Here is a 26,872-nt window from a genome sequence, read left to right as displayed (position 1 = left end):
AAAAGACGATGTTGGACATCGTCTTACAGTTATGCTCATATTTGTCTTTTTTTATTACTTCTGATTAGCTATCATTTTATGTCGATGCTAACCACATCGTTAATGTACTTTCAATGATCGCTGCTATAAATAGAATAATCGTTATATACACTGCCATAACACCGCAACGCTTCAATGTTTCTTTATAAGCAACTCCAATAGCATCCAATTTATTATGATTCGTGATTAGAGCGCCCATCGTACTAAATAGTAATCGACCAAGCCTCAAACCATATGCTCCCGCTACAATTAGTGCTGGTATTTCTAATATTCCATGCGGCAATAACGTTTTAAATATTAGATCCCACACACTTATATCGATAGTACCTTCTAATGAGAGTTGAATAATGAATCCAAGAATCATTCCATTAACCAATAAGAAAAATATCGGAAAGAGTCCAAAGAAAGCCCCTAGAAAAATAACTAACACCGATTTAATTGCATTATTAAGAAAAATAACCATTATTAACGTTAACGTTGGATTACTGCTCTGATCCATTTCTTGTACTAGTTCACTTAAAGCGTCTATTTGCATCAGGAGAAATTGACGAAAAGAATCATTCGAACCACCAATATACATACTTACTGTAAATAAGATTGTAGCAACAATAATACTTGATCTTGTTATACGTAAATCTTGCCACACTTGTCTCAATCGAAACATTTTTCCACCTCTTTATTAAAACTTAGAATATCTTTGTTGTACGAGCATAGATTGTACTAATTAGGATTAGCCAAGCCTTCTGTCATGAAGTAAGACGGACCTGGCCGAATAGAGAGGAGATTTATCAATCATGAATTCATTTTTTGTATTTACAGCCAGCAAAATAAAAAAGTATTTTTTCTTAACGATTGCCCTTGTATTTGCCGTAGGTGTTATCTATTCCGAGCGTGATAACATTACCGTGTTCGCACCGCAACAACCCATCGCCATTTATAATGTACCAACTGACAAAAATGTCGTTGCATTAACATTCGATATTAGTTGGGGGGACAAGCGCCTTGAGCCTATTTTGGAAGTTTTGAAAGAAAAAGATGTAAAGTCTGCTACATTCTTTGTCTCTTCCGTATGGAGTCAATCACACCCAGAGCTTGTAAAGAAAATTCAAGATGCTGGATATGAAATAGGAAGTCATGGTCACAAGCATGATAACTACTCTACACTAACTGACGATGAGATTCGCAGTCAGATCACAACTGCACATAGTATTATAGCAGATGTAACCGGTAAAGCACCTAATCTTATTCGCTTACCTAATGGTGATTTTGATAAACGTGTATTAAAAATCGCTAGTGAATTAGAATACCAAGTTATTCAATGGGATACCGATTCTATGGATTGGCTAAGCCTTGGTACAGATAAAATTGCTGACCGCGTAATAAGTAGAGCCCATCCTGGAGACATCATTCTACTTCATGCCAGTGATTCGGCGACACAAACGCATCTTGCTCTCCCTATTATCGTTGATGAACTTCGCAACAAAGGGTTCGATTTTGTTTCTGTTACCGATCTCATTACACAAACAGAATCGCAAGGTGAGGCTGTTACAAGCTCATCAGTTTCATCAAGTAAACTTTTAAGCGCGCAATAGATCACCTTGCGATTCATATTAATAAATTGATTATGATACTGCTGATCCTGATGGAACAACCACAGGTTCAGCAGTTTCTTTTTTCGTTAATTTTGTCATTAAGTAATTTTGATAGAAATTACATGCGAATAGTGGCAATACCATAAATATTACCGTGTTTACATTCGTATCACCTTGCAACGCTGGATAAGCTTCAACTGCTGTTACAACAAACATTAGGAATAAAGTTGGAATAAATGCTGCCCGCTTCGTCTGTTTCACTTTGAAATAAGCTGCAATTAACGCCATAACCATCATCACTAATGGCAACACCCAGAAAAACCAATTGTTCGTTCTATCTTGGTACAATACATATCCAAGCAGAATAGCACCAAAGAATGTTGTATACCCTTGCAAAGCATTCCATAAATATTTCTGACGGAACACACTAAGTGCAATATAATTTAGCGTTAAGTAAGCGAAGAATCCCATTTGACTGAACGCACCAATCATACTTCCTCCGAGAAACATGTTGAATAAATTAAATCCAGTATCAACGAATCCGATCTCTCCGACCCCTTGATCTGTTAGTAACATAATTAAACCGCCTACCATACAAACAACTGCACCAATAGCCATTGTACTCCAAAATAAGAAAAACCATTTTTTCAGTGTCACTGCGGATATTCCTCCTGAACATTAGTCAATGTATGCTTTTTACTGTATTTTACCACGTATCCACAAAAATGCTAACAAACTCCATGATAAAAGATTGAACTTTGTACATCCTATAGCTATAAGAGGCATGATCTTCTCGGTTTTGAAAGGCCCGTTGTTTGAACATGCCATAGCTATAAGAGACTGTTTAAGGGAGTTTTCACTATGCGACATTTCCTAACATTACTATCCATTTGCACCATCTGCACGTTTCTGACGACAAGTTGTAGTTCTGGCGGTGGCGGAGAATCTCAACAAATGAATTATAAAGATATGAAGTCAATGGTCATCGATATTCTCAAGACTGAGGATGCTCAAAAAGCTTTACAAGAATCTGCATCAGCGCAATCAGGATATACTGCACAAAGTTCAACGCTACTGAATGTTCAAGATCAGGAAAAAATCAAAATTGCTGTGAAAGATGTAATGAGTTCGCCTGAATATGATTCCGTCATTAAATCCTTAATGACCGATACCCGCTTCGCAGGTGAGTTTGCTAAAGCTGTTAATGATATGAATAAGGATTTACATGAGCAATTAGTGAAAGATCCACAGTATCAAGAGGGGCTTGTTGCTGCATTCGAAAGTGAAGAGATGCAAAAAGTAATACTGAAAGTAATAAAAGGTACTGAATACCGAAAAGAAGTAACGAGTCTCATGCAAGAATCATTAAAAAATCCGATTTTCCGTCTCGAAATGCTGGAACTCATGAAAAAAGCAGTTTCTGAGGAGCTATCGACACAACCACAATCCGGAGGCGGTGATTCTTCCGGTAGTAATGATTCTTCAAGCACATCAAATTCTTCCTCAAGCAATTCGAGTAAAAAGAGTTCAGATTCATCAGCTGAGTAGATCGAAACCGATCATATTTAATAGACAAACACCCGTTGTAGCTCAACCAGCTACAACGGGTGTTTGTTAGTTATATCATTTACGACTTTCTTTCACAGTGAGTAACCACTTTCTGAGCTAGCTCATCATATAGTTGTCCTATCCCAGTATCTGCCGCATACACACTCGGAGAGAAGTTAGGATCCAGTGGATGATTATCAGCAACGCCAAGTGGAATTTGAGCTAGCAAGTCGCAATGCAACGTCTCTGCGAGCTTTCCTCCTCCACCTCTACCAAATACATATTCCCGCTCACCTGTTAACTTTGATTCGAAGTAAGACATATTCTCAACAACACCGATGATTTCATGCTCTGTCTTAATTGCCATTGCTCCGGCTCTTGCTGCAACAAATGATGCTGTTGCATGTGGTGTTGTGACAATGATTTCTTTACTATGCGGTATCATTTGATGAACATCTAGCGCGATATCCCCTGTACCTGGCGGAAGGTCAAGCAATACGTAATCTAGATCGCCCCACTCAATTTCGGAGAAGAAGTTGCGTAACATTTTGCCAAGCATCGGTCCTCTCCATACGATTGGACTATTATCTTCAACGAAAAATCCCATAGAGATTACTTTCACGCCAAATCGTTCAATCGGGATAACACGTTCATTGATCACTTCAGGACGTTGTTCTATCCCCATCATATCAGGAACACTAAATCCATATATATCAGCATCAATGATGCCTACTCTTTTTCCTTGTCTAGCTAAGGCAGTTGCCAAATTGACCGTTACCGTAGATTTACCTACTCCACCTTTACCAGAAGCAATCGCAATAAACTGAACATTGGGTTGCTCCGTTAAAAGCGTGTTCCCCATATTAGCTGCATGTCCTTGAACAGGCTGACTCGCATTCTGCTCAGTATTTACTGTTTGTTCAGGTGCTGATCCTGCTGGAGCTGCGCCATCTCGAAAACGACAATATACTGCTGTAGCACCACTTGTTTGTAGCATATCGAATAAAGCAGTCTCTATTACGGGATGTTGTTCCTTTGCTGCACCAATTACCGTAACTGAAACTTGATTATTTCTGACCATAACATCTCTAAAACTTATTGAATGTGCGCTGTATTGTGTAGTAAGTACAGTTTCAATAATTTCAATCGCTTGCTCTCGTAATAAAGTCATGACTATTCCCACCTTTATAGTTATACGCAAACAGACTACTATCTATAGCATAGGCGGTTTATGGCAAGAAGTGAAGTACCCTCTTCAAACTTTTCCACATTACTCTAACTTTCCTCCTTCGGTTTCATACTGCAATATGCCTTTATAAATGGATGCTGCTACAGTACGTTGGTACTCAGCATCCACCAACAAGTTAGATTCCTTCGGATTAGATAGGAAACCTACCTCGACTAATGCTGAAGGTAAGTCTTTCATTGCTTTTAGTATATAAATTGTATCGACTGTAGCTGCTGATCGCTGCGTATTCTCAAGATTATATTTCAATTGCTGTTGTATACTTATCGCAAGTTGTTCGCTCGCTTTCGTTCCTGTCTTATGATAGAACGTTTGAGCCCCCGACCATTTCTCAGATGGAATACTATTCATATGTATACTAATTAACATCTCCGGTTTAGCATCTTGCAGTATTGCCACTCGTTTCATTAAGTCTTCTGTTTTCCGACGGCTATAGGATCTTGTGTCATCTCTGGCTAAATCATAATCACCTTCTCTAGTCATGACTACAATAGCTCCTGCTTCTTGTAAATAATCACGCAAATATAGTGCAATTGATAAATTCAGATCCTTTTCAATGGCTCCTTGCTTACTTACTGCTCCGCCATCTGCTCCACCATGGCCTGCATCAATTGCGATTGTCATCCCTGATAATGGCATGTTCCATGTCGTCCAAGTACTACTTTCTGGAATTACTCTTGTCAGAAAAAATATTAACGCTACAACTAACAACGCCCCAATACCTAACTGACGTTTTCCCTTGGGTGTAAGCCATACAACTAGCCTTCGTCGAAATATAGACATAGAAAAACCACCTCATAGCGATATTCATAGAATTGTACAGCTACTACATGCTTGTACTTCTATGTATATGGGACAAGGTGGTTTTTTATGATTATTAAATGTAGTTCAAAAAATGGACTTTGATAATGATGATAAACATTATAGTGAATTCGACATCGAATATGAAGCTAATTTGGAAGTACAAATATTATACTTATGTTTTCGTAGTAGTCTACTTTAATATTATGATGTCGTTATGCTCATACCTTCGATTAGAATTTTGGCAACTTCCGGTCGAGAGAATTCTGGTGGTGGACATACGCCATCACGAAGCATCGCTCTCACTTTAGTTCCTGATAGAGCCAAATGAACTGAACTATCATGTGGACATGTCTTTGTCGTCGCCATATTGCCACAGCTCGTACAGAAGAAGCTATGTTCAAAGTATAGTGGTGTAATATCTAGATCCGCTGCAGGAACAGAGCGTAGTAAGTCTTGTGCTTCATATGTACCATAGTAATCGCCTACACCTGCGTGATCACGACCAACGATGAAATGTGTACAGCCGTAGTTTTTACGAACAATCGCATGGAAAATAGCTTCGCGTGGTCCAGCATAGCGCATAGCAGCTGGGAAAACTCCTAGAAACACGCGATTTTCTGGATAATAATTTTCTAGAAGCGCCACATAACTCTTCATACGCACATTAGCAGGTACATCATCAGACTTGGTCTCACCTACAAGTGGATTCAAGAATAGTCCATCAACAATTTCCATTGCTGTTTTTTGAATATATTCATGTGCACGGTGAACCGGATTTCTTGTTTGGAATCCAACAACTGTTTTCCAACCCTTGTCTGCAAAAATTTTGCGTGTTTCTGACGGGTCAAAATAGTACTCATTGAACTTCTCAGGTACTGGACGATTCAATACCGTAATGTCACCGCCGACATACGTGTTACTACGTTCATACAACTTTTGAACACCTGGATGCTCAAGATCATCTGTCTTAAACACATTTACTGCCTCTTGCTGTTGATCTACATTATAGATGCTAGCCACATCGATAATGCCATAGATCACTTCATCTTCACCTACTAGTGCAGCTTGCTCCCCAACAGAAACAACAGCAGCCTCTTCTTCAGAGATAGATAAAGTAATTGGAATACTCCAGAGCGTACCATTTGCCAAACGCATCGTAGATACTACAGATTGATAATCTGCTTCCGTCATAAATCCAGTAAGTGGAGAAAATGCACCTACTCCGATAAGATCCATATCCGATATTGCCCAAGAGCTAACGGAGATTTTCGGCAATTGAGATGCTACAGCAAGTAATTGCTCGCGCTCTTCTCCTACTGCCACTCGATTAACAAGTTCTCCACCATGTGGTTTAATTTGAGTCATTCTCTATTTCCTCCTAAAACTTTTCATTAACTTCTTGAGTAACTTCTCCGACTATGAAAAGTTACTTTGGAAGCTTATTCCTAGCGAAGCTTCAACGAGACAATGTAATAATAGCTCTAAATGTTTGGCTGTCAGCACCAAGAAGATGACATGAAGCTAGGAAACGAGTAGCGGAGTGTACGTTATTGGTACACGAGCACACGAAGGCTTCCGATGAATGGCAGCTTCGACGTCGAATATGCAACGACGCGATGCATCGTGATCACAACCGGACATTTAGAGCACCTATGCTTATTTATGAAGGCCACACTCAGTTTTCTCTTGCCCAGACCATCTGCCTGCTCTAGGGTCTTCACCCGGCATTACTTGACGTGTACAATACTCGCATCCAATACTCGGGTAATGGTTATCATGCAGTGGATTATAGATTACATTGTTGCTACGAATATATTCCCATACATCTTCGGTAGTCCAATCAGCGATCGGATTGAATTTTACTAAACCGAATTTCGTATCATACTCAATTTTCTTCGCATTAGCACGAGTTGGAGCTTGATCACGACGTATTCCAGTAATCCAAGCTTCATACTGGGATAAAACGCGTGTTAAAGGCTCAACTTTACGAATATTGCAGCATCCAGTCGCATCCGTCTTCCAAAGTTCAGCTCCATGTAACTCCGCTTGCTCCTCAGGCGTGATCTTCGGACTTACTCTAACAAATGGAATGCCAGGATAGTGTTCTACCATACGATCTCTCGTCTCGTATGTTTCTTTGAAATGAAAATCAGTGTCTAAATAGAAAATGTCTGTCTTCGGACTTACTTTTTGCAGCATATCTACAAGTACAACATCTTCAGCACCAAAGCTACATGCAAATGTTATATTCGGAAATGTCTCAACAGCATATTTAATAATTTCCTCAGGAGTTGCATTTTCTAGCTCAACAGCTTGCACTGCGATTAATTGTTCTTTCTCAATTAAATTCATAGTATTCCCCTCGCTTCTCTCGACAATGATTAAGGCACGCTGTACAAATTATATCTTTTTCTATAAATGACTTCAATATCTATTGTTAACAAAAATTAACTTAGTGCCAATAAAATACTTTTATCTCCATAGTAAATGAGTAGTATTCGACTGTTATAATAGAGTTAATTAACATAAGAGAGGATACTTATATGCTGAAATACACGATATGCTTTATAAGAAGAGGCGATGAGTTATTACTACTGAATCGTATAAAGGCACCTAATATGGGGCTATGGAACGGTGTAGGAGGCAAAATAGAAGCTTTTGAGCTACCGATAGATGGAATTGTTAGAGAGATTGAAGAAGAGACTGGACTACGTGTACAACAAGTACAGGATGCTGGAATTGTAAAGTGGATTAGTTCTGAAGGTGAATCAGGAATGTATCTGTATTATTGCGATCTACCCATAGATACAGTATATGCAACTCCAATTGAAAAAGATGAAGGGACATTAGCCTGGAAGTCAATTGATTGGGTGCTACATCCTGAGAATGAAGGCGTAGTAGATAATATGAAACATTTCTTACCTCATGTACTTAGAGGAAATTTCGATTGTGAACATACTTTTACATATGATGCAAATGGAATCGTCAATTATGTATGTCATTCATTAACAACAAAAAAGCTCTCAAGCAGCAATGCTTGAGAGCTTTTTCCATAAATATTAACGTTTTGAGAACTGAGGCGCACGACGAGCCGCTTTAAGACCGTATTTTTTACGCTCAATGATGTATCATTCAGATGTGTTCAGAAAACCGTGTATATATAGGAAAAGATTTTTTCGGACTCGGATTATTTCGAGTCTGTTTTTGTTTAGATATGGTCACGATACTTATGAATACTCTGTTAGTAATTCACAAAAAGTAGCCTTCTCAAAAAAAATTATAAACGATTGAAACTGTTAATCATATCCCTCTGACGCTGATTTCTTGCTCTTCTTGCTTGATCCTGTTGAAGCTTATTAATCTGTATTTTTTGCTTAACCTCTTCTGTTTCATCCTTAGTTAATAGTTCTTCTGGAGTAAACTCGATTATTTTAGTTTTGTCGGATGGATACCTACAATGTATAGAAGAGCTTGTTATTTTAGCTACTGTTAGCATTTCTGGAGTCTTAGAATGTTCTTCAGTTTTTATAATCACAATATCACCTAATTGAAACTTTTTAACATTTTCATTTTCAGGATTTAATAGTTCATTATTCATTATCTTTAGATTAACTAAGCTTTTTAGAACAACAACAATAATTATTGTCATAATTGTAAAAATTGCACCTGCAAATATAATATAAGGTAGCCTTATTTTCATTTCAATGTTAGATATATTCTTCATCATTGAAATTACTATAGCAAACAAAGCAATAATAGCCGAACTAATTATGGGTTTAATCGAATCCTTCATTAAGTCCCATATACTTTCCTTAAGTAATTTGATTATCTTCTTCATATATCTCCCTCTCCTAATCAATGAAAAGATTGGCGATAATTATGATTATCATTTAATCATTAAAAAAGAGTTCCGACTATATTTTTTTGCCGATTATACACTACTTCAGCTTCACTATTTTTGTGTTTCATTATTCCTGATGCGCCTTTTAAAACTAATTTACTTATTGCCTCTATATCATCGGACATATCAAGACATCTATTAATAAATGTATATGAATATTCAGTTGGCGGATATTTTTTGCCTACGATTTTCACGCTCAACTCATTCAATATTTTGTTTACTGCTTCACCTCTTGTAACATCAAAGATTTGTTTATTGAGATCTGTTATATTTAAAGTACTCTTATAATCAATAAGAACTTTTGCAAATTTCGGTGTAACAGGTATAACTGCCTCAGGATTATTTATAGATATAGTAACTGATAAAAAATCTTTACTTTCGATTATATCTCTATTTTTTAATGACCAAATAAAACCTCGAGTTAATCCAGTAAACACAAAAAAACCGAGTAGTAACCTTTCTTTTATATCCTCATGTTCATTAAATACAAATTCCTTAAATTTTTTCACGTGTTCTTCAGAAATGTATTGATATTTCATCGCATTAAGTACTGGGGGGTTCACTTTGGACATTACATCTTGAGTTTTTTTCTCAATATAAGTAAACTCAAAAAATTTCTTTAAACCGTAATATTGATTGACTCTATCACTTGTTAAATGTTCATACAAATAAGTATTTATGTCCTTATAGGTAATTGCATCTAATGGTACATCCTCATCTAAAAACCCATTAAAAAATTTAAGTACTTTCGGAGTGTAAAATTCAGCGTTATTCAATCGCTTCCCTAGTTTACCAATTAAATCTCTTACTTTATCAATTTCACAATACATAATTGCCCTCCACAATAATATTGAAATTTTTAATTTATATAATATCTTTAGTCTATTCTACTATATTTTTCATTTAATTGTTAATATTTTACTCTAAGCATTTTCTATAATAATAGAAAAGTAAGAACAACTATTTCAAAACGAAGTGATCCTTACTTTGTATTTTATAATTCAGTTTTCTTAATTCTTACAAACCCTTTATAAGCAGCAACATTACCACCGATCCATACGCCACCACGGAAGTAAATTTGGCCAGACTTGAATTTGAAGTCTCTTGATTCTTCAAAAACAACTGGTCAGAAATAAGGCATCTCATAGGCAGCTGGCTTACCGTAAGCCATACAGTATGTACATGCACATGCGATGTTGATGATATACGAAACAGCATAACTGCTATCACTGCTAATTGTGCCTGTGTTTCCGTTTTTATCGAGTGTGATGTTATACACCCTCTTACCAAGTCCATCTCGCAATGAAGCAAATGCAGCGAGATATTCCTTATTCAGAAACAAATATGCGCCGCCTTCAACATTCTCACTCCGACCGTAACCAAATACCATTTTATCCATTGTTTCAGCGTCAATAACGGAAATTTCTATATTAGATTCAAGCGGAATGACATTGACTGGAGCTTTGAAGATACCTGTGATTTGGTTTGCCCCACCTAAACCGACAATGATTTGTTTTGCTATTTTTTTTCGTATTGCAATTTGCATATTGTCTCTTACCATTCCTTGATAAATCGTATCAGGAAGCTTAGCAGCTTCATCAGACAATTCGCAATAAGATGTTATTTTGGCTTTCCCAATATTAACAAAGTCCGTTGATGGCTCTGCATCTTCATAATCATCTGTTTCTGCGGTGTAATCTCCCTCACCATGCTCAATGACAAATCCTTTTTTTGTATGCTTCACCGCCAACAAGTGGGACGCTTCTAAAAACATCAATAATGGAGCTAACTACATTAAACGCTGTATTAAGAAAACTGAATGTGTGAGTTGGAACAACTAGATTACCTCTTCCAATCGTCACAGCTCGCAACGAAAGTTCTAAGACTGTTTTAATCCCTTTGCTTCTTCCATTTTTGAACGTGCTTCAGTTGTTTTTATTTCTGCATTTAGTGTAAGAGCTTCTTCCAACAATACCGAAAATTTTTTACACATTTCCCGTTCTCTTTCATCTATGTTAATAAACTTCCATTGTTTTTAATTGTGTTTCAATTTGTTTTCATTTGTTGCCATATCATCTATGGGGACATTTTTGCATTTGAGAGAGACGTGGTCTATTTCGTCAAAAAATTTTATCTGATACATGGGGGGATAAAAAAAGCAAGCACATTGAGTGCTTGCTTTTACTTTTCAGTGCCCAGTGTTTTAATACTAGGTTTCTTGATATCATTTATATCTGATTGCAATTCTTCCAAATTTTCTTTTACTTGCTTTATTTTCTCCTCTTTTAAATAATCAATTTGACGCTCACACCATAGTTCAGCCAACTCTTTTAGATTATTATAATTTCCAGGGTCATCTTTTGTTAAAATGCAGATATAAGGATAATAAATTCTAATTGCAGTAGCAAATGAAACACCTATCGATGAAAAAGCTACTTCTTCATTTGCAATTTTTTTTGTAAAGTAAATAGAGAATGCTTCTAAGGTATTACAATAATCTATTATTTCATCATATAATTTTTCTAATTCATCTTTTCTTGTTTGTACCATAGACCTTGAAACAGTTTTTATATAAGTTTCATACTTAAAGTCAGATACAGGATGATCTTCTTCAATGATAAAATTATACTTTTCCATTTTTTCATATGTGTCATTGTATAAGGGCATAACGCTATTAAGATATTCTTTTACCTGCTCACTTGCTAAGATAATAGATTCTCTCTCTGATCGTATGTATATATCATTCTTGGATACTTTTATTTGTCGTAATCCGTAGAATGCTATTCCTGCAAGTAATGGACCCCCAGTAATAAAATATGCTGTTTCCAAAATATCTCTTAATTCCATGATTTTACTCCTTTTTCTTTAATATTCTTAAAAGAGTATATAATGAAACATGAAAACCAATCAAGTGAAGATCATTTTTCGCGCCAAACCCTCCATCCTCTCGTGCAGTCTTAGCATCATGGCATGGCTTAACATAGTGCCTGACAGTTATCACGTTGCCAGAACAACACCTTGTCGCCCTTTTTAGGCTCTATAGGTTTAAGAGGACGTTTAGAAAATGAGTTACACCTATCCTCAATATGTTCATCTCAACGGTTAAAGGCAGAATTACGATGGTTTCTTATAATGAATTTTTATAGTCTAAATACACGACATTAGAAATGTGTACGGCTTTAGTTTTATTCATAATTTCAATTTATTTGTCCAAACGTTATTTTATTACCTTCATGCTTCTGTTTACTCTTTATTTCCTCATTTTCATGATTCTGATGATTGCGATCCAGATTCACAAATTTATTGAAATTGTTAAAGAAAATCAGTTCTACTGCTCCAATTGGTCCGTTACGCTGCTTAGCTATTATAATCTCGATAATGTTCTTTTTTTCAGACTCTTTTTCGTAGTAATCATCGATATAGAAATGAGACTATATCCGCATCTTGCTCTATAGATCCTGACTCTCTAAGATCAGAAATCATCGGTCGCTTGTCCTGATGTTGTTCTACTCCACGACCCATTTGTGATAAAGCAATACCTAGTTGATGAAAGCGAAGAGGATTCTTGTAACTTTTGGAAAAGCATGAAATGAGAATATTCCTTGATTATGCTAATGAAAAATGTTCTATACGTGATTATCTAATGTTTCATATGATGATATATACAGGAGTACGTAAAGGAGAAATAATCGCCTTGCATTGGAGTGACATTAACTTCGATTCTAAGACGCTCAACCTTAACAAGACACTATTTCAAAAAAATGGTGTATTCTTGTCTCTAACCTCTTAGACGAAGGCATTTAGACGTATCATAAGCTTAGACACTACTTCCCTTGCTTTGCTAAAGAAACATTACACTGAAATCAAGAAAAAAAAACTACAAGAGCTTAATCCAGTACAAATAGATATGATCTTCACTCGCGAGGATGGAACACCGCTTAGGCTTGCATATCCAATCGATAAGTTAGAAGAGCTACTACGCCACCTCAACATTAAGCAAATAACCGTGCATGGTCTGAGACATATACAACTTCCCTGCTCTTTAAAGCTGATGCAAGTATAAAAGAAGTACAGGAGCGCTTAGGACATTCAGATATGAACATGACAATGAACATCTATACTCACATAACTAAGACGATAAAAGAAAAAACTGCAGCTAAATTCGAGAAATTCATGGAGATGTGACCTCATTTTGATATGGTCATGAGCATTTTCAAGACAACAAAAAAGCTCTCAAGCAGCAATGCTTGAGAGCTTTTTCCATAAATATTAACGTTTTGAGAACTGAGGCGCACGACGAGCCGCTTTAAGACCGTATTTTTTACGCTCTTTCATACGAGGGTCACGTGTTAAGAAGCCTGCACGTTTCAAAGATGGGCGTAGTTCAGCGTCTACTTTAAGTAGAGCACGAGAGATACCATGACGGATTGCTCCCGCTTGACCTGACATACCACCACCATGAGTTAATACTAGTACATCGTATTTTTCCAATGTATCAGTTAAGTTCAATGGTTGTTTAACGATCAGTTTAAGAGTTTCTAAACCGAAATACTCGTTAATGTCGCGTTTGTTGATAATGATTCGTCCTTCACCCGGCACAAGACGTACGCGTGCAACAGAGTGCTTACGACGACCAGTTCCATAGTATTGCACTTGAGCCATGAAACATGTCCTCCTCTTTATTACCCGCGAAGTTCGTAAACTTCAGGGTTTTGTGCTTGATGTGGATGTTCCGCACCTGCGTATACTTTAAGTTTTAATTTCATTTTGTTACCAAGACGATTCTTAGGTAACATACCGTGTACTGCTAATTCCATCATACGTTCAGGTTTTTTAGCAAGCATTTCTCCAGCTGGTGTTACTTTAAGTCCACCAGAGTACATAGAGTGACGGTAGTATTTCTTGTCAGCCAATTTATTACCAGTTAATACGATTTTGTCAGCATTGATAATGATAACGAAATCTCCAGTGTCAAGATGTGGCGTGAACTGAGGCTTATGTTTACCGCGAATTAGCGCTGCTGCTTCGCTGGCAAGACGACCAAGAGTTTTTCCCTCAGCGTCAATCAGAAGCCATTTACGTTCAACTTCATTAGCCTTAGCCATATAAGTGGTACGCATGGATGTTCCTCCTTGATTCAAATACATTCTTCTTTTTTATAACAACGGAATCGTGTGATTCTTCATTCACTGTTGAAAATTCAGTCGTACTTCTCAGTCGGGGCTGTGGGAGAGCCACTAAGAAAGCACAAAATATATTGTACTATAAGCCCATTGAATAATCAAGTGCTTTTCGCTTAGCAAGCGCGATATTATCGCAATTTTCTCACTACATTTAGACTGTAAACATTTCCAATAAAAGTTAGACTTAACGTGGATACTATTGTGTAATAGTCATGCATTTTAGGTCAATACTACTAAGAAAATAAACGTCTAATCGACTGATCATAAGAGATTTTTCAAGAACGAAGAATTAAGCGGTCCTTTTGTCAGTGGGGCTGGTTGAACAACTAGTTGACATAATCTAGCATATCATCATACAACGAAGTTCCAACTATTGATAGAATAACGTTTGTTATTACCATCAATTACTATACATCAAGTTGAATAATAATGATCACTAAAGATTCATTCGTTATTCTGGCTTGCTATGCATCCGTGTCAACTTCAATCTCACGTTAACCGTAGTAGATTAGAGGTTGTACGTCACTAGTTAAAGTTATTGTACACTCTACTAGTTAATCTGTATAGCACACATCTTTTAGCAATAGTCCGATTGGTAACGCCGTTGGGCCTGCGAGACTTCTCTCACAACCTGCTAATATAGCTACCATATCTTCTGGATTACGTTTGCCATGTCCGATCTTAAGGAGAGTTCCTACAATGATACGAACCATATTATACGTAAATCCATTACCAGTAAGTTCTATATGAATAAATGGTCCATCTTCCACTAACTTAGCTTCGTAAATCGTACGAACATGATGCGGCTTAACCGATCGTGTTGACGTAAATGAAGTAAAGTCATGTGTACCAACAATATAAGATAATGCTTGTCTCATCTTGTCACTATGAAGTGGCACTGGGACATGCAATCGATATTGTCGCCCGAAAAGATCAGGAAACTTTCCATTGTCGATGCTATAACGATACGTTTTACGTTTTACCATATGCCTAGCATGAAAATCAAGCGGCATTTCCTTAGCTTCTAGAATAATAATATCATCTGGAAGTTTCGTGTTAAGTGCAATCGCAAATCGATCGATCGGAATTTGTGATTCGGTAAGAAAATGAAAAACTTGTCCGCGAGCATGTACACCTGCATCAGTTCGACCTGAAGCATGAATATCAATATCTTCCCTCGTTAGAATATTCAGTACTCGCTCGATCTCACCTTGCACTGTTCTACCTTTGGGTTGATTCTGAAATCCATTAAAATCAGTTCCATCATAACTAACCTTCATACATATATTTCGCATATAGTATCTCATCCACTTCCTAAATCTGCTTGCTAATTTCGATGCTTACAATGAAGGTTCAAAAAGTGGGCTTTAAGAACCGAGAAGATGGAGTGCTACTTGAGAAAGACGGAAGCGCAAGTGTACGTTATTGGCACACGCGAACCTACAATGTTTCTACAAGAAACATACATCGGAAGCTTACGCTATACTTTCCAAGTTCACTTCATATTCGATGCGAGTATGCTACAAAGCATTTGCATCGTTATCAAAGTCCACCTTTTGAACTACCTCAACCTCGCAAAAAAAGGTGGCCTCGTAAGGTCCACCCTCTTATCTACTAGCCACGGTCAACTAATTCTAAGTAAACCATAGGTGCAGCGTCACCACGACGAGGTCCTAATTTAAGAATACGTGTGTATCCACCGTTACGCTCTGTATAACGAGGTGCCAATTCAGAGAAAAGCTTTTGAATAGCATCCTTCTCACCGTCAACAGTTTCACGACGAACATAAGCAGCTACTTGACGACGCGCATGAAGGTCACCCTTCTTCGCTTTCGTAATTAGTTTTTCAGCGATTGAACGAACTTCTTTCGCTTTAGCCTCAGTTGTTTGGATACGCTCATATAGGAACAAGTCAGTTACAAGATCACGGAAAAGAGCTTTACGTGCACTTGCATCACGACCTAATTTTTGATATGCCATTTTGATTTCCCCTCCCTTGCTGTTTTCTTCACTTTAATAGTTAAGAGTAACAACTACTCATCCATGCGCAAGCCAAGACCTAGCTCTTCAAGCTTCTCTTGAACTTCTTCTAAAGATTTGCGACCAAGGTTACGCACCTTCATCATATCTTCTTCCGATTTCGTGATTAGCTCTTGAACAGTGTTGATACCTGCACGTTTCAAACAGTTGTAAGAACGAACAGAAAGATCAAGCTCTTCGATAGTCATCTCAAGCACTTTTTCTTTCTTATCTTCTTCTTTCTCAACCATGATTTCCGCATCTTTGGCTTCATCCGTTAATCCAACGAACAAGTCCAAGTGCTCTGTCAATATTTTAGCTCCAAGGCTTACAGCCTCTTCTGGACGAATACTGCCGTCAGTCCAAACTTCAAGCGTTAGCTTGTCATAGTTTGTAACTTGACCTACGCGAGTATTCTCTACGCTATAATTAACACGAGTAATGGGCGTGTAGATTGAATCTACAGGAATAACACCTATCGGTTGATCATCGCTCTTGTTCCGGTCTGCTTGCACATAACCACGTCCGCGGTTAGCGAAAATTCTCATATGCAAACGAGCACCAGATGCCAAAGTCGCAATGTGAAGATCAGGGCTCAAAATCTCGACATCGCTATCAGCACGAATATCACCAGCTGTAACGATACCTTCACCGTCAGCATCAATTTCCAATACCTTTTCTTCATCCGAATGGATTTTTAGCGAGAGTCCTTTCAAATTCAGGATGATTTCAGTTACATCTTCAATCACTCCTGGAACTGTAGAAAACTCATGCAGAACACCGTCGATTTGAACGGATGTTACTGCCGCGCCAGGCAAAGAAGATAACAAAATTCGACGAAGCGAATTTCCCAGCGTAGTGCCGTATCCGCGTTCAAGCGGCTCAACAACGAATTTACCATAAGTGCCTCCGTCGCTTAATTCTACGGTTTCGATTTTCGGCTTTTCGATCTCAATCACTAATAGTACCCTCCTTCAAACGTCGCTCCGTTACCTAAGTCGTTATTATGTCAAACCTCGTAGTATGCCAAACCTTCACAACCATTATTCACAGATTGTTTCCATTTGATACCACCAAGTCTACAAATTATACGCGACGACGTTTTGGTGGACGGCATCCGTTATGCGGAACTGGTGTAACGTCCTTGATCAAGTTAACTTCCAAGCCAGCAGCTTGAAGCGAGCGGATAGCTGCTTCACGACCTGCACCAGGACCTTTAACCATAACCTCAACCGTTCTCATACCATGCTCCATTGCAGCTTTAGCAGCAGATTCAGCAGCCATTTGAGCTGCGAAAGGTGTACTCTTACGAGAACCTTTGAAGCCCATACCACCAGCACTTGCCCAAGAGATCGCATTACCATGTGGATCTGTGATCGTTACAATAGTATTGTTGAATGTGGAACGGATATGTGCAACGCCAGTATCGATATTTTTACGATCACGACGCTTAGTACGAACGACTTTTTTAGCTTTAGCCATTATCGTTTATCCTCCCTTCTTATTTCTTCTTGTTAGCTACAGTACGACGAGGACCTTTACGTGTACGAGCATTAGTTTTAGTACGTTGACCACGAACTGGAAGACCACGACGGTGACGAAGACCACGGTAGCAACCAATTTCAGTAAGACGTTTAATGTTAAGAGAAATTTCACGACGCAAGTCGCCTTCTACTTTAACTGCTTTGTCGATTTCATCACGAATCAGACCAAGCTCATCTTCTGTCAAATCGCGAACACGAGTGTCCGGATTAACACCAGTAGATGCTAGAACTTTTTTAGAAGTCGTTCTGCCGATACCAAAAATGTACGTCAGAGAGATCTCAACGCGTTTGTCACGCGGAATATCTACGCCAGCTATACGTGCCATTGATTAGTTTCCTCCTCCTTTTATCCTTGTTTTTGTTTGTGTCTCGGATTTTCACAAATGACCATTACATTGCCTTTACGACGAATGACTTTGCATTTCTCGCAAATCGGCTTTACCGAAGGTCTAACCTTCATTGTGATTACCTCCCGAATCTTTCGTAACATAGACTACGCGAGTCTATTTACGATAGGTGATACGCCCTCTTGATAAATCATAAGGCGATAACTGAATAACAACTTTGTCTCCAGTTAGAATGCGAATAAAGTGCATTCTTAATTTACCAGATACATGAGCAAGAATTTGATGTCCGTTCTCAAGCTCAACCTTAAACATAGCATTAGGCAATGGTTCGATTATCGTGCCCTCAACTTCAATTACATCTTCTTTAGCCATATTAACTCTCCTTTCCATGTCCATACTTCTCTATGAAATAACGTAACTTTGCATTAGTAACTTTTCCTGATTCCTGCAAGCTGATTGCGACCTCTTGACTTATGAATGGTAGCAGCTCGAGATGCAGAACGTTTTTTTTCTTTGGCTGATCGAATTTGCGCTTTCTACCATCTGCAATATTCACGAAGCGCTCATCGAGTACTTCAATTACAATAGCATAACGTTCTTCGTCTTTACCTCTGAGTACTTTGATTAATTGTCCGATTTGTACTGGCTTCATCATCGTTACCTCTAATTCTGCTCAGGCATTTTGGTCAATATCTCAAATCCGTCCTCCGTTACAGCAACTGTATGCTCAAAATGAGCACACCAGGAACCGTCCCGAGTTACAACTGTCCAATTGTCTTCGAGTGTCCGAACGTATCGTTCACCCATATTAACCATGGGTTCAATAGCTAGCACCATACCCGGCTTTAGCCGCGGACCACGATCAGGAATACCGTAGTTTGGTATTTTCGGATCTTCATGAAGTTCCTTACCAACACCGTGTCCTACATATTCTCTAACGACGGAATATCCCGCTGCTTCGATTACCCTCTGGATGGCGTGTGATATCGTATAAAGTCTAACATCTGGTTGTACAAGTGATATTCCCGCATACAGCGATTGTTCACCTATAGTCAGTAATTGTTGTACTTCTGGTGTTACTGATCCGACCGGGTAGGTCCAAGCAGAATCACCATGGTACCCTTCATACTGAGCGCCAATATCAAGACTAATTATATCACCCTCGTTCAACTTACGCGAACCTGGGAAACCATGCACTAGTTCGTCATTTACTGAAGCACATACGCTGGATGGGAAACCATTATAACCTTTAAATGATGGAATTGCACCTTGACTTTGAATGTAGCCCTCAGCAATAGCATCGAGTTCACCCGTCGTAATACCTGGTTCAATTGCTTGAACCATTAATTGATGAGTCTTGGCAACAATTCGCCCTGCTTCTCTCATTAATTGCAGTTCCGAATCGGATTTGCAAATGATCATTACAAGGAACCTCTTAAAGTTGAAATGATCTCAGCTGTAACAAGATTGATATCTCGTTCACCGTCAACCTCACGTAGTGTACCTTTTTCACTATAGAAGTTCAACAAAGGAGCTGTTTTGGATGTATACTCATCCAGGCGAGTTCCCACTTTTTCTTCTGTATCATCTGAACGTTGATACAGCTCTCCAGCGTCTTTATCGCATACGCCATCGACTTTTGGAGGGTTGAACATTACGTGATAAGTAGCTCCGCAAGATTTGCAGATGCGACGTCCAGTTAGACGAGCTAATAGTAGGTTGCGATCTACACTCAAGTTAACAACATGATCAATCGTACGGCCAAGCTCTTGCAACATGCCATCAAGTGCTTCAGCTTGTTGCAAAGTACGAGGAAAGCCATCAAGTAGAAAGCCGTTTTGGCAATCAGCTTGTGCTAATCTTTCCTTCACAATGCCGTTAGTAATCTCGTCAGGAACGAGTAAACCTTGATCGATATATTCTTTCGCTTTCAGACCAATTGGAGTACTTTGTTTCATCGCTAGACGAAAAGCATCCCCAGTGGAAATATGCGGAATATTAAATTCTTCAACGATTCTCTCCGCTTGCGTTCCTTTACCGGCTCCCGGAGGACCCATAAATAGAATATTCATTATTAAGTTCCTCACTTTTAAGCACAATAGGTCCTTTAGGGCACCGCTTAGCTTAATTGCCAAGGCGGCAACCCGTTATTGAACCTGTTGTTATTTATTGATAAAGCCTTTGTAGTGGCGTTTGATCAATTGGCTTTCAATTTGCTTCATCGTATCAAGTGCAACACCGACAACGATTAGCAATGAAGTACCACCAAGCTGTACGGAGGTCGGCAATCCTGCAAGTGATCCGAAGAGCACTGGGAATAGTGAAATAACCGCTAAGAATGTTGCTCCTGCCAAAGTAATTCTAGTTAAAACACGAGTCAAGTAAGATGATGTTGGTTTGCCAGGACGAATACCCGGGATGTAACCACCATTTTTCTTCATTTGATCTGCCATTTGAACCGGATTAATTTGTACGAATGTGTAGAAGAATGTGAAACCGACGATTAATAGAACATACAATACCATACCTAGTGGTGCATCATAGCTCATATTTTCGATAGTCCATTTAGCCCACACTTTATCTGCAAAGAAGTTCGCAATTGTAGTTGGGAACGTCAGTAAAGAAATAGCGAAGATTACTGGAATTACACCGGCGCCGTTCACTTTCATAGGAATATGAGTGGATTGACCACCATACATCTTACGACCTACTACGCGTTTCGCGTATTGAACAGGAATTTTACGAATACCTTGCTGAATAAAGATAACTCCAACGATCATTAGTATTACTACTAATAAGATTAGAATAACTTTAATATAATTCATGAAAGTTGCATCAGTAGCAAGTTCACTTACATAAATTGTACGAATGTGACCTGGTAAACCAGCTACAATCGCAGCAAAGATAATGATAGAGATACCGTTACCGATACCCTTCTCTGTAATTTGCTCACCTAACCACATTAAGAATGCAGTACCTGCAGTCAAAATAATAGCTATAACTAAGTAATCTACAAAGTTTGCATTATGAATGATCTCAATGCCATACATGTTGTTGAAACCAATAGCTGTAGCTAGACCTTGTATTAGACCTAGAATAACTGTACCGTAACGAGTGACTTGGGCAGATTTTTTCTTACCCTCTTCACCTTGTTTCGCCCACTCAGCAAATTTTGGAATAACATCCATAGATAACAACTGAACGATAATCGAAGCAGTGATGTATGGTGTAATACCAATTGCAAAGATAGAGAAGTTGAACAAAGCTCCACCTGAGAACGTATTAAGCAGACCCATCAAGCCTTCGCCTGTAGAACCAGCTGCTTTCAACGTTTCAGTATCAACGCCCGGTACCGGAATGAAGGCACCAATACGATAAATCAATAGTACAAATAGTGTGAACAGGATCCTTCTACGAAGATCCTGCACTTTCCATATATTGGACACGGTCGTAAACATTAGATCACCTCGGTTTTACCGCCGGCAGCCTGGATTTTCTCCACCGCAGATTGAGAGAACTTGTTAGCTTTCACTGTAAGTCCTACGTTCAATTCACCATTACCCAAGACTTTAATTCCTGCTAGCGTATTTTTAATAACGCCTTTTTCAAGAAGAACTTCTGGAGTGATTTCTGTACCTGCGTCAAAGCTGTTCAAATCTTGAATGTTAACAATCGCATATTCTTTACGGAACGGGTTGTTAAATCCGCGTTTCGGTAAACGGCGATAAAGTGGGTTTTGACCACCCTCGAAACCAGGACGAACACCGCCGCCGGAACGAGCATTTTGACCTTTATGACCTTTACCTGCTGTTTTACCAGTACCTGAACCGATACCACGACCTTTACGCTTTGGCGTAAACGTGGAACCAGCAGCTGGTGCTAAATCATGTAATTTCATCGTTCGTGCACCTCCTTATATATTTCGTAACAGTATCTGTACCAAGCTATTAGTTAAAATTATACTTCTTCAACTTTAACCAAGTGGCTAACATGATGTACCATGCCGCGAATAGCTGGGCTGTCGTTAAGAACGACCGATTGACGAATTTTGCGAAGGCCGAGCGATTGAACTGTTGCACGTTGTTTCTCGTTGCGGCCAATCAAACTGCGAACGAGGGTGATTTGCAATTTTGCCATCGATTTTCCCTCCTTAACCTAGTAGCTCTTCAACAGTTTTTCCACGAAGTTTAGCAACATCTTCAGCACGTTTTAGACGAGAAAGACCTTCCAAAGTCGCGTTCACCATATTCAGGGAGTTTGAAGAACCAAGTGATTTAGTTAAAATATTACCAACGCCAGCTAGCTCTAGTACTGCACGTACTGGACCACCAGCGATAACTCCTGTACCTTCAGATGCCGGTTTCAAAAGAACTTTACCAGCTCCGAAACGACCTTCAATTAGGTGAGGAATTGTTGTTCCTACAAGTGGTACAAGGATAAGGTTTTTCTTAGCATCTTCAATACCTTTGCGAATTGCATCAGGTACTTCGCCTGCTTTACCAATCCCTGCGCCAACGTAGCCTTTTCCGTCGCCTACAACTACAAGTGCACTAAAGCTGAAACGGCGTCCGCCTTTTACAACTTTTGATACACGGTTAATGTGAACTACTTTTTCAGATAGTTCTAACGTATTAGGATCTACACGCAAGTCGTTTACCTCCTTATTGATTGATTAGAATTTCAAGCCAGCTTCGCGAGCCGCTGTAGCTAGTGCTTGAATTCTTCCGTGATATAAGTATCCGCCACGGTCAAATACTACTTCTTGAACACCTTTATCTAGAGCACGTTTTGCAATCAAATCGCCAACTTTAGTTGCAGATTCAACATTACCACCGTTACCGATAGCAGATGCTAGATCTTTATCTTTAGTAGAAGCGGACACGATTGTCACACCAGCTACATCATCGATTAGTTGAGCATAAATGTGCTTAGAAGAACGGAACACAGACAAACGAGGACGTGCTGCTGTTCCATTGATTTTTTTACGAACGCGGAAACGTCTTTTCAGACGAGCCTTGTTTTTATCAGCTTTAGTAATCATGCAGGTACACTCCTTTCCATAGCCTTAAGACGCAAGTATAAGCGAGCTATAAAGCCGCTTATTTCTTCTTACCGGCTTTACCTTCTTTACGGATAATGCGCTCACCTTCGTACTTGATACCTTTACCTTTATATGGCTCAGGTAGACGTACAGAACGAATTTGTGCAGCGATTTGACCTACACGCTCTTTATCAATACCGTTAACGGTAATTTTAGTTGTACCAACAACCTCGAAATCAATACCGCTCTCAGGAGCGATTTCAACCGGGTGAGAGTAACCAACGTTTAATGTGATTTTATCGCCGTTTTTAATAACACGGTAGCCGACACCAACAAGTTCAAGATTTTTCTTGAAACCGTCAGTAACGCCGCTAACCATATTAGCAACAACAGAACGAGTAGTTCCGTGTAGAGAACGGTGAAGTTTGTTATCGGAAGGACGCTCGATCACGATTTCTGTTTCAGAAATGTTCACGATCATATCACTATGAAGTGTACGAGAAAGAGTTCCTTTAGGTCCTTTAACTGTAATAACTGAGTTATCAAAAGTAACAGCAACACCTGCTGGTACTGCAATAGCTTTACGACCAATACGGGACATTGTTACACCTCCTGTCTTCGTTACTTATATTACCATACGTAGCAGACAACTTCGCCGCCAGCTTTCGCTTGACGAGCTTCTTTATCTGTCATTACACCTTTAGACGTTGAAATAATTGCAATTCCAAGTCCACCAAGTACGCGTGGGATTTCAGTAGATTTTGTGTAAACACGTAGACCTGGCTTAGAAATACGTTTAAGACCAGTAATTACGCGCTCTTGGCTTTGACCGTATTTCAAGAAAATACGAATCATACCTTGTTTGTTATCCTCGATGTATTCTGCATCACGGATAAATCCTTCACGCTTCAGAATTTCAGCGATATCTTTCTTCACTTTTGAAGCGGGCATTTCTACAGTTTCGTGACGAACCACATTCGCGTTACGAATACGTGTCAACATATCTGCAATCGGATCAGACATAACCATTAGTGTGAACCTCCTTCCCGAACTAGGCTGATTACCAGCTTGCTTTTTTAACGCCAGGAATCTGGCCCATATGTGCTAACTCGCGGAAACAAATCCGGCAAATTTTGAATTTTTGTAAAACTGAGTGCGGACGACCACAACGTTCACAGCGTGTATAAGCACGAACTTTGAACTTAGGTGCGCGTTGTTGTTTCACTTTCATCGAAGTTTTTGCCACTGGGTATTACACCTCCTAGTAGTGGATTACTTCGCGAATGGCATACCCATTTGGGTTAGCAATTCACGAGATTCTTCGTCTGTCTTAGCTGTTGTAACGATGACGATATCCATACCACGTGTTTTATCAACTTTATCATACTCGATCTCCGGGAAGATAAGTTGTTCTTTCAAACCAAGTGTGTAGTTACCACGACCGTCGAAAGCTTTAGTTGATACACCTTGGAAGTCACGTACACGCGGCAACGAGATGTTAAACAATTTATCAAGGAAATGGTACATACGCTCACCACGTAGTGTAACTTTAACCCCGATAGGCATTTGCTCACGAAGTTTGAATCCAGCGATGGATTTCTTCGCACGCGTTACAACCGGTTTTTGACCGGCAATGATTTGCATTTCTTCAAGTGCAACATCAAGAATTTTGGAGTTAGAAACTGCTTCACCAACACCCATATTAATTACTACCTTCTCGATTTTTGGAACTTGCATCACTGAAGTATAGTTGAACTTCTGCATCAAAGCAGGAGTGATTTCATTAAGAAAGCGACCTTTCAGTCTTGCTGTCATTAGTCATGGACCTCCTTTCGTACATAACGATTAGTCAATCACTGCTCCGGAACGCTTAGCGATCCGAACCTTTTTACCGTTATCAAGCACTTTATATCCGATACGCGTTACTTGTCCGCTCTTAGGATCTACGTGCATAACATTGGAAACGTGAATTGCTGCTTCTTGCTCAATAATTCCACCTTGTGGATTAGACTGTGATGGACGAGCATGTTTTTTAACAATATTGACACCTTCAACAAGAACACGGTTTTGACGAGGATAAGCTGCGATTACGCGGCCTTTTTTACCTTTGTCTTTCCCAGAAATAACGATGACAGTGTCATCCTTTTTCACATGAAGCTTGTTGTTATGGGATTCCAATAATTTTTTCACTCTTGGCATTTATTACACCTCCTGCGCATTTCGCTTTCAGGGTTATATAAACCGAACTTTAATTAGATAACTTCTGGAGCTAGAGATACGATCTTCATGAAGTCTTTATCACGAAGTTCACGAGCAACTGGTCCAAAGATACGAGTACCACGTGGGCTCTTGTCATCTTTAACAACTACAGCAGCATTTTCATCAAATGCGATGTAAGAACCATCTTTACGACGTACGGAACGCTTTGTACGAACGATAACAGCTTTAACTACATCACCTTTTTTGACAACGCCCCCTGGTGTTGCTTGTTTAACAGAACACACGATCAAATCGCCAATTGCACCAACACGGCGTCCAGTACCACCAAGTACACGGATACACATAACTTCTTTTGCACCAGAGTTGTCAGCAACTCTAAGTCGCGTAAACGGTTGAATCATTTCAACGTCCTCCTTTCAAGAAAAGTGCTTTTCTTACACACGTTCATTAAAGAATGACAGCTGCTTCAACAATTTCGACCAGTCTGAAGCGCTTGTCTTTAGATAGTGGACGAGTCTCCATGATTTTTACAACATCGCCGATTTTAGCAGTATTGCTCTCATCATGTGCTTTATATTTTTTCGTAGATTTAATACGTTTATGGTACAAGTTGTGCTTTTTGTATGACTCAACAGCAACAATAATTGTTTTGTCCATTTTGTCACTTACCACTTTGCCGATTTCAACTTTACGGGCATTGCGATCGCTCATAGTTGGCCTCCTTCCTGACAGTGATTATGTTATCACTTGGCAAGTTTATTAGCTGCTTATTCCAAGTTCTCTTTGACGAAGAACCGTTTTTGCGCGAGCAATTTCTTTACGCACGTCACGAATACGAGTCGGGTTGTCCAGTTGACCTGTTGCCAATTGGAAACGAAGGTTGAACAGCTCTTCTTTGAAACCAGCGATTTGTTGCTCGATTTCAGTAGATGTTAGGTTGCGAAATTCACTAGCCTTCATTTGCTTCACCACCCACTTCTTCTTCTCGTTTCACGAACTTAGTTTTAACTGGCAACTTGTGAGATGCAAGACGCATAGCTTCGCGAGCTACTTCTTCAGGAACACCAGCTAGCTCAAACATAATTTTGCCTGGCTTAACTACTGCTACCCATTTCTCAACGTTACCTTTACCACTACCCATACGTACCTCTAGAGGCTTTTGAGTAATTGGCTTATCCGGGAAAATTTTGATCCATACTTTACCACCACGTTTGATATAACGAGTCATAGCGATACGAGCCGCTTCAATCTGGCGGTTAGTGATCCATGATGGTTCAAGTGCTTGAAGACCGTATTCACCAAAAGCTAGTGTAGTACCGCCTTTAGCACGACCTTTCATGTGACCACGTTGTTGTTTACGATGTTTTACGCGTTTAGGTACCAACATG

39 protein-coding genes and 2 pseudogenes are annotated in these 26,872 nt (G+C 39.1%); 3 read left to right on the top strand and 38 right to left on the bottom strand.

Features of this window, described 5'->3' with window-relative positions:
• Window positions 1-76: 76 nt before the first annotated feature.
• Window positions 77-703: a stage II sporulation protein M gene (locus NAG76_08390; protein ID URN96230.1), complete on the bottom strand. Its 627-nt coding sequence runs from the start codon at window positions 701-703 to the stop codon at window positions 77-79.
• Window positions 704-833: 130 nt separating this feature from the next.
• Between NAG76_08390 and pdaB the strand changes: the two genes are divergently transcribed.
• Window positions 834-1,631, top strand: a complete 798-nt coding sequence (gene pdaB, locus NAG76_08385; protein URN96229.1) for a polysaccharide deacetylase family sporulation protein PdaB — start codon at window positions 834-836, stop codon at window positions 1,629-1,631.
• A 30-nt stretch (window positions 1,632-1,661) separates the two neighbouring features.
• Here the strand turns inward: pdaB and NAG76_08380 are convergent, their stop codons facing one another.
• The gene (locus NAG76_08380; protein URN96228.1) at window positions 1,662-2,288 is read right to left on the bottom strand and encodes a KinB-signaling pathway activation protein; all 627 of its coding nucleotides are present in this window, start codon (window positions 2,286-2,288) and stop codon (window positions 1,662-1,664) included.
• 204 nt (window positions 2,289-2,492) lie between these two features.
• Here NAG76_08380 and gerD point away from each other — a divergent pair, with 204 nt between their 5' ends.
• The gene (gerD, locus tag NAG76_08375) at window positions 2,493-3,179 is read left to right on the top strand and encodes a spore germination lipoprotein GerD (protein ID URN96227.1); all 687 of its coding nucleotides are present in this window, start codon (window positions 2,493-2,495) and stop codon (window positions 3,177-3,179) included.
• 79 nt (window positions 3,180-3,258) lie between these two features.
• Here gerD and NAG76_08370 read toward each other — a convergent pair whose 3' ends face one another.
• The 4 genes from NAG76_08370 to NAG76_08355 all read right to left on the bottom strand — a co-directional run bounded on the left by NAG76_08370 (window position 3,259) and on the right by NAG76_08355 (window position 7,581).
• A complete protein-coding gene (locus NAG76_08370) occupies window positions 3,259-4,041 on the bottom strand; it encodes an Mrp/NBP35 family ATP-binding protein (protein URN96797.1) in 783 nt (260 codons plus the stop codon).
• 408 nt (window positions 4,042-4,449) lie between these two features.
• Window positions 4,450-5,202, bottom strand: a complete 753-nt coding sequence (gene cwlD, locus NAG76_08365; protein ID URN96796.1) for an N-acetylmuramoyl-L-alanine amidase CwlD — start codon at window positions 5,200-5,202, stop codon at window positions 4,450-4,452.
• A 228-nt stretch (window positions 5,203-5,430) separates the two neighbouring features.
• The gene (gene sat / locus NAG76_08360) at window positions 5,431-6,594 is read right to left on the bottom strand and encodes a sulfate adenylyltransferase (protein ID URN96226.1); all 1,164 of its coding nucleotides are present in this window, start codon (window positions 6,592-6,594) and stop codon (window positions 5,431-5,433) included.
• 291 nt (window positions 6,595-6,885) lie between these two features.
• Window positions 6,886-7,581, bottom strand: a complete 696-nt coding sequence (locus NAG76_08355) for a phosphoadenylyl-sulfate reductase (GenBank protein URN96225.1) — start codon at window positions 7,579-7,581, stop codon at window positions 6,886-6,888.
• Window positions 7,582-7,772: 191 nt separating this feature from the next.
• Between NAG76_08355 and NAG76_08350 the strand changes: the two genes are divergently transcribed.
• The gene (locus NAG76_08350) at window positions 7,773-8,270 is read left to right on the top strand and encodes an 8-oxo-dGTP diphosphatase (GenBank protein ID URN96224.1); all 498 of its coding nucleotides are present in this window, start codon (window positions 7,773-7,775) and stop codon (window positions 8,268-8,270) included.
• 18 nt (window positions 8,271-8,288) lie between these two features.
• On the opposite strand, the pseudogene rpsI (NAG76_08345) reads toward NAG76_08350, so the two are convergent.
• From rpsI (NAG76_08345) to rplP, 32 genes and pseudogenes are all read right to left on the bottom strand, one after another.
• Window positions 8,289-8,381, bottom strand: a pseudogene (gene rpsI / locus NAG76_08345) (30S ribosomal protein S9).
• Between the two features lie 125 nt (window positions 8,382-8,506).
• Entirely contained in the window at window positions 8,507-9,067 is a 561-nt protein-coding gene (locus NAG76_08340; GenBank protein ID URN96223.1) for a hypothetical protein, read from the bottom strand.
• A 59-nt stretch (window positions 9,068-9,126) separates the two neighbouring features.
• On the bottom strand, window positions 9,127-9,960 hold the full coding sequence (locus tag NAG76_08335) for a hypothetical protein (protein ID URN96222.1): 834 nt from the start codon (window positions 9,958-9,960) through the stop codon (window positions 9,127-9,129).
• Between the two features lie 296 nt (window positions 9,961-10,256).
• The gene (locus NAG76_08330; GenBank protein ID URN96795.1) at window positions 10,257-10,874 is read right to left on the bottom strand and encodes a phage major capsid protein; all 618 of its coding nucleotides are present in this window, start codon (window positions 10,872-10,874) and stop codon (window positions 10,257-10,259) included.
• A gap of 437 nt (window positions 10,875-11,311) precedes the next feature.
• Window positions 11,312-11,977, bottom strand: a complete 666-nt coding sequence (locus tag NAG76_08325) for a hypothetical protein (protein ID URN96221.1) — start codon at window positions 11,975-11,977, stop codon at window positions 11,312-11,314.
• A 350-nt stretch (window positions 11,978-12,327) separates the two neighbouring features.
• Window positions 12,328-12,667: pseudogene (locus NAG76_08320) on the bottom strand (hypothetical protein).
• A gap of 732 nt (window positions 12,668-13,399) precedes the next feature.
• Window positions 13,400-13,792: a 30S ribosomal protein S9 gene (gene rpsI / locus NAG76_08315; GenBank protein URN96220.1), complete on the bottom strand. Its 393-nt coding sequence runs from the start codon at window positions 13,790-13,792 to the stop codon at window positions 13,400-13,402.
• A 20-nt stretch (window positions 13,793-13,812) separates the two neighbouring features.
• The gene (gene rplM, locus NAG76_08310; GenBank protein URN96219.1) at window positions 13,813-14,250 is read right to left on the bottom strand and encodes a 50S ribosomal protein L13; all 438 of its coding nucleotides are present in this window, start codon (window positions 14,248-14,250) and stop codon (window positions 13,813-13,815) included.
• 617 nt (window positions 14,251-14,867) lie between these two features.
• The gene (truA, locus tag NAG76_08305) at window positions 14,868-15,608 is read right to left on the bottom strand and encodes a tRNA pseudouridine(38-40) synthase TruA (protein ID URN96218.1); all 741 of its coding nucleotides are present in this window, start codon (window positions 15,606-15,608) and stop codon (window positions 14,868-14,870) included.
• A 319-nt stretch (window positions 15,609-15,927) separates the two neighbouring features.
• Entirely contained in the window at window positions 15,928-16,293 is a 366-nt protein-coding gene (rplQ, locus tag NAG76_08300; GenBank protein ID URN96217.1) for a 50S ribosomal protein L17, read from the bottom strand.
• Window positions 16,294-16,346: 53 nt separating this feature from the next.
• On the bottom strand, window positions 16,347-17,291 hold the full coding sequence (locus tag NAG76_08295; GenBank protein ID URN96216.1) for a DNA-directed RNA polymerase subunit alpha: 945 nt from the start codon (window positions 17,289-17,291) through the stop codon (window positions 16,347-16,349).
• A gap of 127 nt (window positions 17,292-17,418) precedes the next feature.
• On the bottom strand, window positions 17,419-17,814 hold the full coding sequence (gene rpsK / locus NAG76_08290; GenBank protein URN96215.1) for a 30S ribosomal protein S11: 396 nt from the start codon (window positions 17,812-17,814) through the stop codon (window positions 17,419-17,421).
• A 19-nt stretch (window positions 17,815-17,833) separates the two neighbouring features.
• On the bottom strand, window positions 17,834-18,202 hold the full coding sequence (gene rpsM / locus NAG76_08285) for a 30S ribosomal protein S13 (protein ID URN96214.1): 369 nt from the start codon (window positions 18,200-18,202) through the stop codon (window positions 17,834-17,836).
• Window positions 18,203-18,222: 20 nt separating this feature from the next.
• Complete coding sequence (gene rpmJ / locus NAG76_08280; protein URN96213.1) at window positions 18,223-18,336, bottom strand: 50S ribosomal protein L36; 114 nt, start codon at window positions 18,334-18,336, stop codon at window positions 18,223-18,225.
• Between the two features lie 43 nt (window positions 18,337-18,379).
• A complete protein-coding gene (gene infA / locus NAG76_08275) occupies window positions 18,380-18,595 on the bottom strand; it encodes a translation initiation factor IF-1 (protein ID URN96212.1) in 216 nt (71 codons plus the stop codon).
• A gap of 1 nt (window position 18,596) precedes the next feature.
• On the bottom strand, window positions 18,597-18,878 hold the full coding sequence (locus tag NAG76_08270) for a KOW domain-containing RNA-binding protein (GenBank protein URN96211.1): 282 nt from the start codon (window positions 18,876-18,878) through the stop codon (window positions 18,597-18,599).
• Window positions 18,879-18,886: 8 nt separating this feature from the next.
• Complete coding sequence (map, locus tag NAG76_08265) at window positions 18,887-19,645, bottom strand: type I methionyl aminopeptidase (GenBank protein URN96210.1); 759 nt, start codon at window positions 19,643-19,645, stop codon at window positions 18,887-18,889.
• Complete coding sequence (locus NAG76_08260; GenBank protein ID URN96209.1) at window positions 19,645-20,295, bottom strand: adenylate kinase; 651 nt, start codon at window positions 20,293-20,295, stop codon at window positions 19,645-19,647. The genes map and NAG76_08260 overlap by 1 nt, the downstream gene beginning before the upstream one ends.
• 90 nt (window positions 20,296-20,385) lie before the next feature.
• Window positions 20,386-21,681: a preprotein translocase subunit SecY gene (gene secY / locus NAG76_08255; protein URN96208.1), complete on the bottom strand. Its 1,296-nt coding sequence runs from the start codon at window positions 21,679-21,681 to the stop codon at window positions 20,386-20,388.
• Entirely contained in the window at window positions 21,681-22,121 is a 441-nt protein-coding gene (rplO, locus tag NAG76_08250) for a 50S ribosomal protein L15 (protein URN96207.1), read from the bottom strand. The genes secY and rplO overlap by 1 nt, the downstream gene beginning before the upstream one ends.
• 59 nt (window positions 22,122-22,180) lie before the next feature.
• Window positions 22,181-22,360 carry a 50S ribosomal protein L30 gene (rpmD, locus tag NAG76_08245; protein ID URN96206.1) on the bottom strand — a complete coding sequence of 60 codons (180 nt, stop codon included), beginning with the start codon at window positions 22,358-22,360 and terminating at the stop codon, window positions 22,181-22,183.
• Between the two features lie 13 nt (window positions 22,361-22,373).
• The gene (gene rpsE / locus NAG76_08240; GenBank protein ID URN96205.1) at window positions 22,374-22,871 is read right to left on the bottom strand and encodes a 30S ribosomal protein S5; all 498 of its coding nucleotides are present in this window, start codon (window positions 22,869-22,871) and stop codon (window positions 22,374-22,376) included.
• A 24-nt stretch (window positions 22,872-22,895) separates the two neighbouring features.
• A complete protein-coding gene (gene rplR, locus NAG76_08235) occupies window positions 22,896-23,264 on the bottom strand; it encodes a 50S ribosomal protein L18 (protein URN96204.1) in 369 nt (122 codons plus the stop codon).
• Window positions 23,265-23,322: 58 nt separating this feature from the next.
• Complete coding sequence (gene rplF, locus NAG76_08230; protein ID URN96203.1) at window positions 23,323-23,865, bottom strand: 50S ribosomal protein L6; 543 nt, start codon at window positions 23,863-23,865, stop codon at window positions 23,323-23,325.
• Between the two features lie 29 nt (window positions 23,866-23,894).
• Window positions 23,895-24,293 carry a 30S ribosomal protein S8 gene (gene rpsH / locus NAG76_08225; GenBank protein URN96202.1) on the bottom strand — a complete coding sequence of 133 codons (399 nt, stop codon included), beginning with the start codon at window positions 24,291-24,293 and terminating at the stop codon, window positions 23,895-23,897.
• Window positions 24,294-24,324: 31 nt separating this feature from the next.
• Window positions 24,325-24,510, bottom strand: coding sequence for a type Z 30S ribosomal protein S14 (locus tag NAG76_08220; protein URN96201.1), 186 nt, complete (start codon window positions 24,508-24,510; stop codon window positions 24,325-24,327).
• 26 nt (window positions 24,511-24,536) lie between these two features.
• On the bottom strand, window positions 24,537-25,079 hold the full coding sequence (gene rplE / locus NAG76_08215) for a 50S ribosomal protein L5 (GenBank protein URN96200.1): 543 nt from the start codon (window positions 25,077-25,079) through the stop codon (window positions 24,537-24,539).
• Window positions 25,080-25,109: 30 nt separating this feature from the next.
• The gene (gene rplX / locus NAG76_08210) at window positions 25,110-25,463 is read right to left on the bottom strand and encodes a 50S ribosomal protein L24 (protein URN96199.1); all 354 of its coding nucleotides are present in this window, start codon (window positions 25,461-25,463) and stop codon (window positions 25,110-25,112) included.
• Between the two features lie 53 nt (window positions 25,464-25,516).
• Window positions 25,517-25,885: a 50S ribosomal protein L14 gene (gene rplN, locus NAG76_08205; GenBank protein URN96198.1), complete on the bottom strand. Its 369-nt coding sequence runs from the start codon at window positions 25,883-25,885 to the stop codon at window positions 25,517-25,519.
• Between the two features lie 46 nt (window positions 25,886-25,931).
• Entirely contained in the window at window positions 25,932-26,195 is a 264-nt protein-coding gene (gene rpsQ / locus NAG76_08200; GenBank protein URN96197.1) for a 30S ribosomal protein S17, read from the bottom strand.
• A gap of 48 nt (window positions 26,196-26,243) precedes the next feature.
• Entirely contained in the window at window positions 26,244-26,444 is a 201-nt protein-coding gene (gene rpmC, locus NAG76_08195) for a 50S ribosomal protein L29 (GenBank protein URN96196.1), read from the bottom strand.
• On the bottom strand, window positions 26,434-26,871 hold the full coding sequence (rplP, locus tag NAG76_08190; GenBank protein ID URN96195.1) for a 50S ribosomal protein L16: 438 nt from the start codon (window positions 26,869-26,871) through the stop codon (window positions 26,434-26,436). Before rplP ends, rpmC begins: the two co-directional genes overlap by 11 nt.
• Window position 26,872: the final 1 nt, after the last annotated feature.

Origin of the sequence: Candidatus Pristimantibacillus lignocellulolyticus, assembly GCA_023639215.1 — a bacterium.
Taxonomy (GTDB): Bacteria; Bacillota; Bacilli; order Paenibacillales; family Paenibacillaceae; genus Pristimantibacillus; species Pristimantibacillus lignocellulolyticus.
This window is presented reverse-complemented; position numbering and strand designations above follow the sequence as displayed.

What these genes read in the sequence shown, in the direction of transcription:
- NAG76_08390 (URN96230.1), bottom strand. Translation starts at nt 703, where the DNA reads ATGTTTCGATTGAGACAAGTGTGGCAAGATTTACGTATAACAAGATCA.
- pdaB (URN96229.1), top strand. Translation starts at nt 834, where the DNA reads ATGAATTCATTTTTTGTATTTACAGCCAGCAAAATAAAAAAGTATTTT.
- gerD (URN96227.1), top strand. Translation starts at nt 2,493, where the DNA reads ATGCGACATTTCCTAACATTACTATCCATTTGCACCATCTGCACGTTT.
- NAG76_08370 (URN96797.1), bottom strand. Translation starts at nt 4,041, where the DNA reads ATGGGGAACACGCTTTTAACGGAGCAACCCAATGTTCAGTTTATTGCG.
- sat (URN96226.1), bottom strand. Translation starts at nt 6,594, where the DNA reads ATGACTCAAATTAAACCACATGGTGGAGAACTTGTTAATCGAGTGGCA.
- NAG76_08355 (URN96225.1), bottom strand. Translation starts at nt 7,581, where the DNA reads ATGAATTTAATTGAGAAAGAACAATTAATCGCAGTGCAAGCTGTTGAG.
- NAG76_08350 (URN96224.1), top strand. Translation starts at nt 7,773, where the DNA reads ATGCTGAAATACACGATATGCTTTATAAGAAGAGGCGATGAGTTATTA.
- NAG76_08340 (URN96223.1), bottom strand. Translation starts at nt 9,067, where the DNA reads ATGAAGAAGATAATCAAATTACTTAAGGAAAGTATATGGGACTTAATG.
- NAG76_08335 (URN96222.1), bottom strand. Translation starts at nt 9,960, where the DNA reads ATGTATTGTGAAATTGATAAAGTAAGAGATTTAATTGGTAAACTAGGG.
- NAG76_08325 (URN96221.1), bottom strand. Translation starts at nt 11,977, where the DNA reads ATGGAATTAAGAGATATTTTGGAAACAGCATATTTTATTACTGGGGGT.
- rpsI (URN96220.1), bottom strand. Translation starts at nt 13,792, where the DNA reads ATGGCTCAAGTGCAATACTATGGAACTGGTCGTCGTAAGCACTCTGTT.
- rplM (URN96219.1), bottom strand. Translation starts at nt 14,250, where the DNA reads ATGCGTACCACTTATATGGCTAAGGCTAATGAAGTTGAACGTAAATGG.
- truA (URN96218.1), bottom strand. Translation starts at nt 15,608, where the DNA reads ATGCGAAATATATGTATGAAGGTTAGTTATGATGGAACTGATTTTAAT.
- rplQ (URN96217.1), bottom strand. Translation starts at nt 16,293, where the DNA reads ATGGCATATCAAAAATTAGGTCGTGATGCAAGTGCACGTAAAGCTCTT.
- rpsK (URN96215.1), bottom strand. Translation starts at nt 17,814, where the DNA reads ATGGCTAAAGCTAAAAAAGTCGTTCGTACTAAGCGTCGTGATCGTAAA.
- rpsM (URN96214.1), bottom strand. Translation starts at nt 18,202, where the DNA reads ATGGCACGTATAGCTGGCGTAGATATTCCGCGTGACAAACGCGTTGAG.
- rpmJ (URN96213.1), bottom strand. Translation starts at nt 18,336, where the DNA reads ATGAAGGTTAGACCTTCGGTAAAGCCGATTTGCGAGAAATGCAAAGTC.
- infA (URN96212.1), bottom strand. Translation starts at nt 18,595, where the DNA reads ATGGCTAAAGAAGATGTAATTGAAGTTGAGGGCACGATAATCGAACCA.
- NAG76_08270 (URN96211.1), bottom strand. Translation starts at nt 18,878, where the DNA reads ATGATGAAGCCAGTACAAATCGGACAATTAATCAAAGTACTCAGAGGT.
- map (URN96210.1), bottom strand. Translation starts at nt 19,645, where the DNA reads ATGATCATTTGCAAATCCGATTCGGAACTGCAATTAATGAGAGAAGCA.
- NAG76_08260 (URN96209.1), bottom strand. Translation starts at nt 20,295, where the DNA reads ATGAATATTCTATTTATGGGTCCTCCGGGAGCCGGTAAAGGAACGCAA.
- secY (URN96208.1), bottom strand. Translation starts at nt 21,681, where the DNA reads ATGTTTACGACCGTGTCCAATATATGGAAAGTGCAGGATCTTCGTAGA.
- rplO (URN96207.1), bottom strand. Translation starts at nt 22,121, where the DNA reads ATGAAATTACATGATTTAGCACCAGCTGCTGGTTCCACGTTTACGCCA.
- rpmD (URN96206.1), bottom strand. Translation starts at nt 22,360, where the DNA reads ATGGCAAAATTGCAAATCACCCTCGTTCGCAGTTTGATTGGCCGCAAC.
- rplR (URN96204.1), bottom strand. Translation starts at nt 23,264, where the DNA reads ATGATTACTAAAGCTGATAAAAACAAGGCTCGTCTGAAAAGACGTTTC.
- rplF (URN96203.1), bottom strand. Translation starts at nt 23,865, where the DNA reads ATGTCCCGTATTGGTCGTAAAGCTATTGCAGTACCAGCAGGTGTTGCT.
- rpsH (URN96202.1), bottom strand. Translation starts at nt 24,293, where the DNA reads ATGGTTATGTCTGATCCGATTGCAGATATGTTGACACGTATTCGTAAC.
- rplE (URN96200.1), bottom strand. Translation starts at nt 25,079, where the DNA reads ATGACAGCAAGACTGAAAGGTCGCTTTCTTAATGAAATCACTCCTGCT.
- rplX (URN96199.1), bottom strand. Translation starts at nt 25,463, where the DNA reads ATGCCAAGAGTGAAAAAATTATTGGAATCCCATAACAACAAGCTTCAT.
- rplN (URN96198.1), bottom strand. Translation starts at nt 25,885, where the DNA reads ATGATTCAACCGTTTACGCGACTTAGAGTTGCTGACAACTCTGGTGCA.
- rpsQ (URN96197.1), bottom strand. Translation starts at nt 26,195, where the DNA reads ATGAGCGATCGCAATGCCCGTAAAGTTGAAATCGGCAAAGTGGTAAGT.
- rpmC (URN96196.1), bottom strand. Translation starts at nt 26,444, where the DNA reads ATGAAGGCTAGTGAATTTCGCAACCTAACATCTACTGAAATCGAGCAA.
- rplP (URN96195.1), bottom strand. Translation starts at nt 26,871, where the DNA reads ATGTTGGTACCTAAACGCGTAAAACATCGTAAACAACAACGTGGTCAC.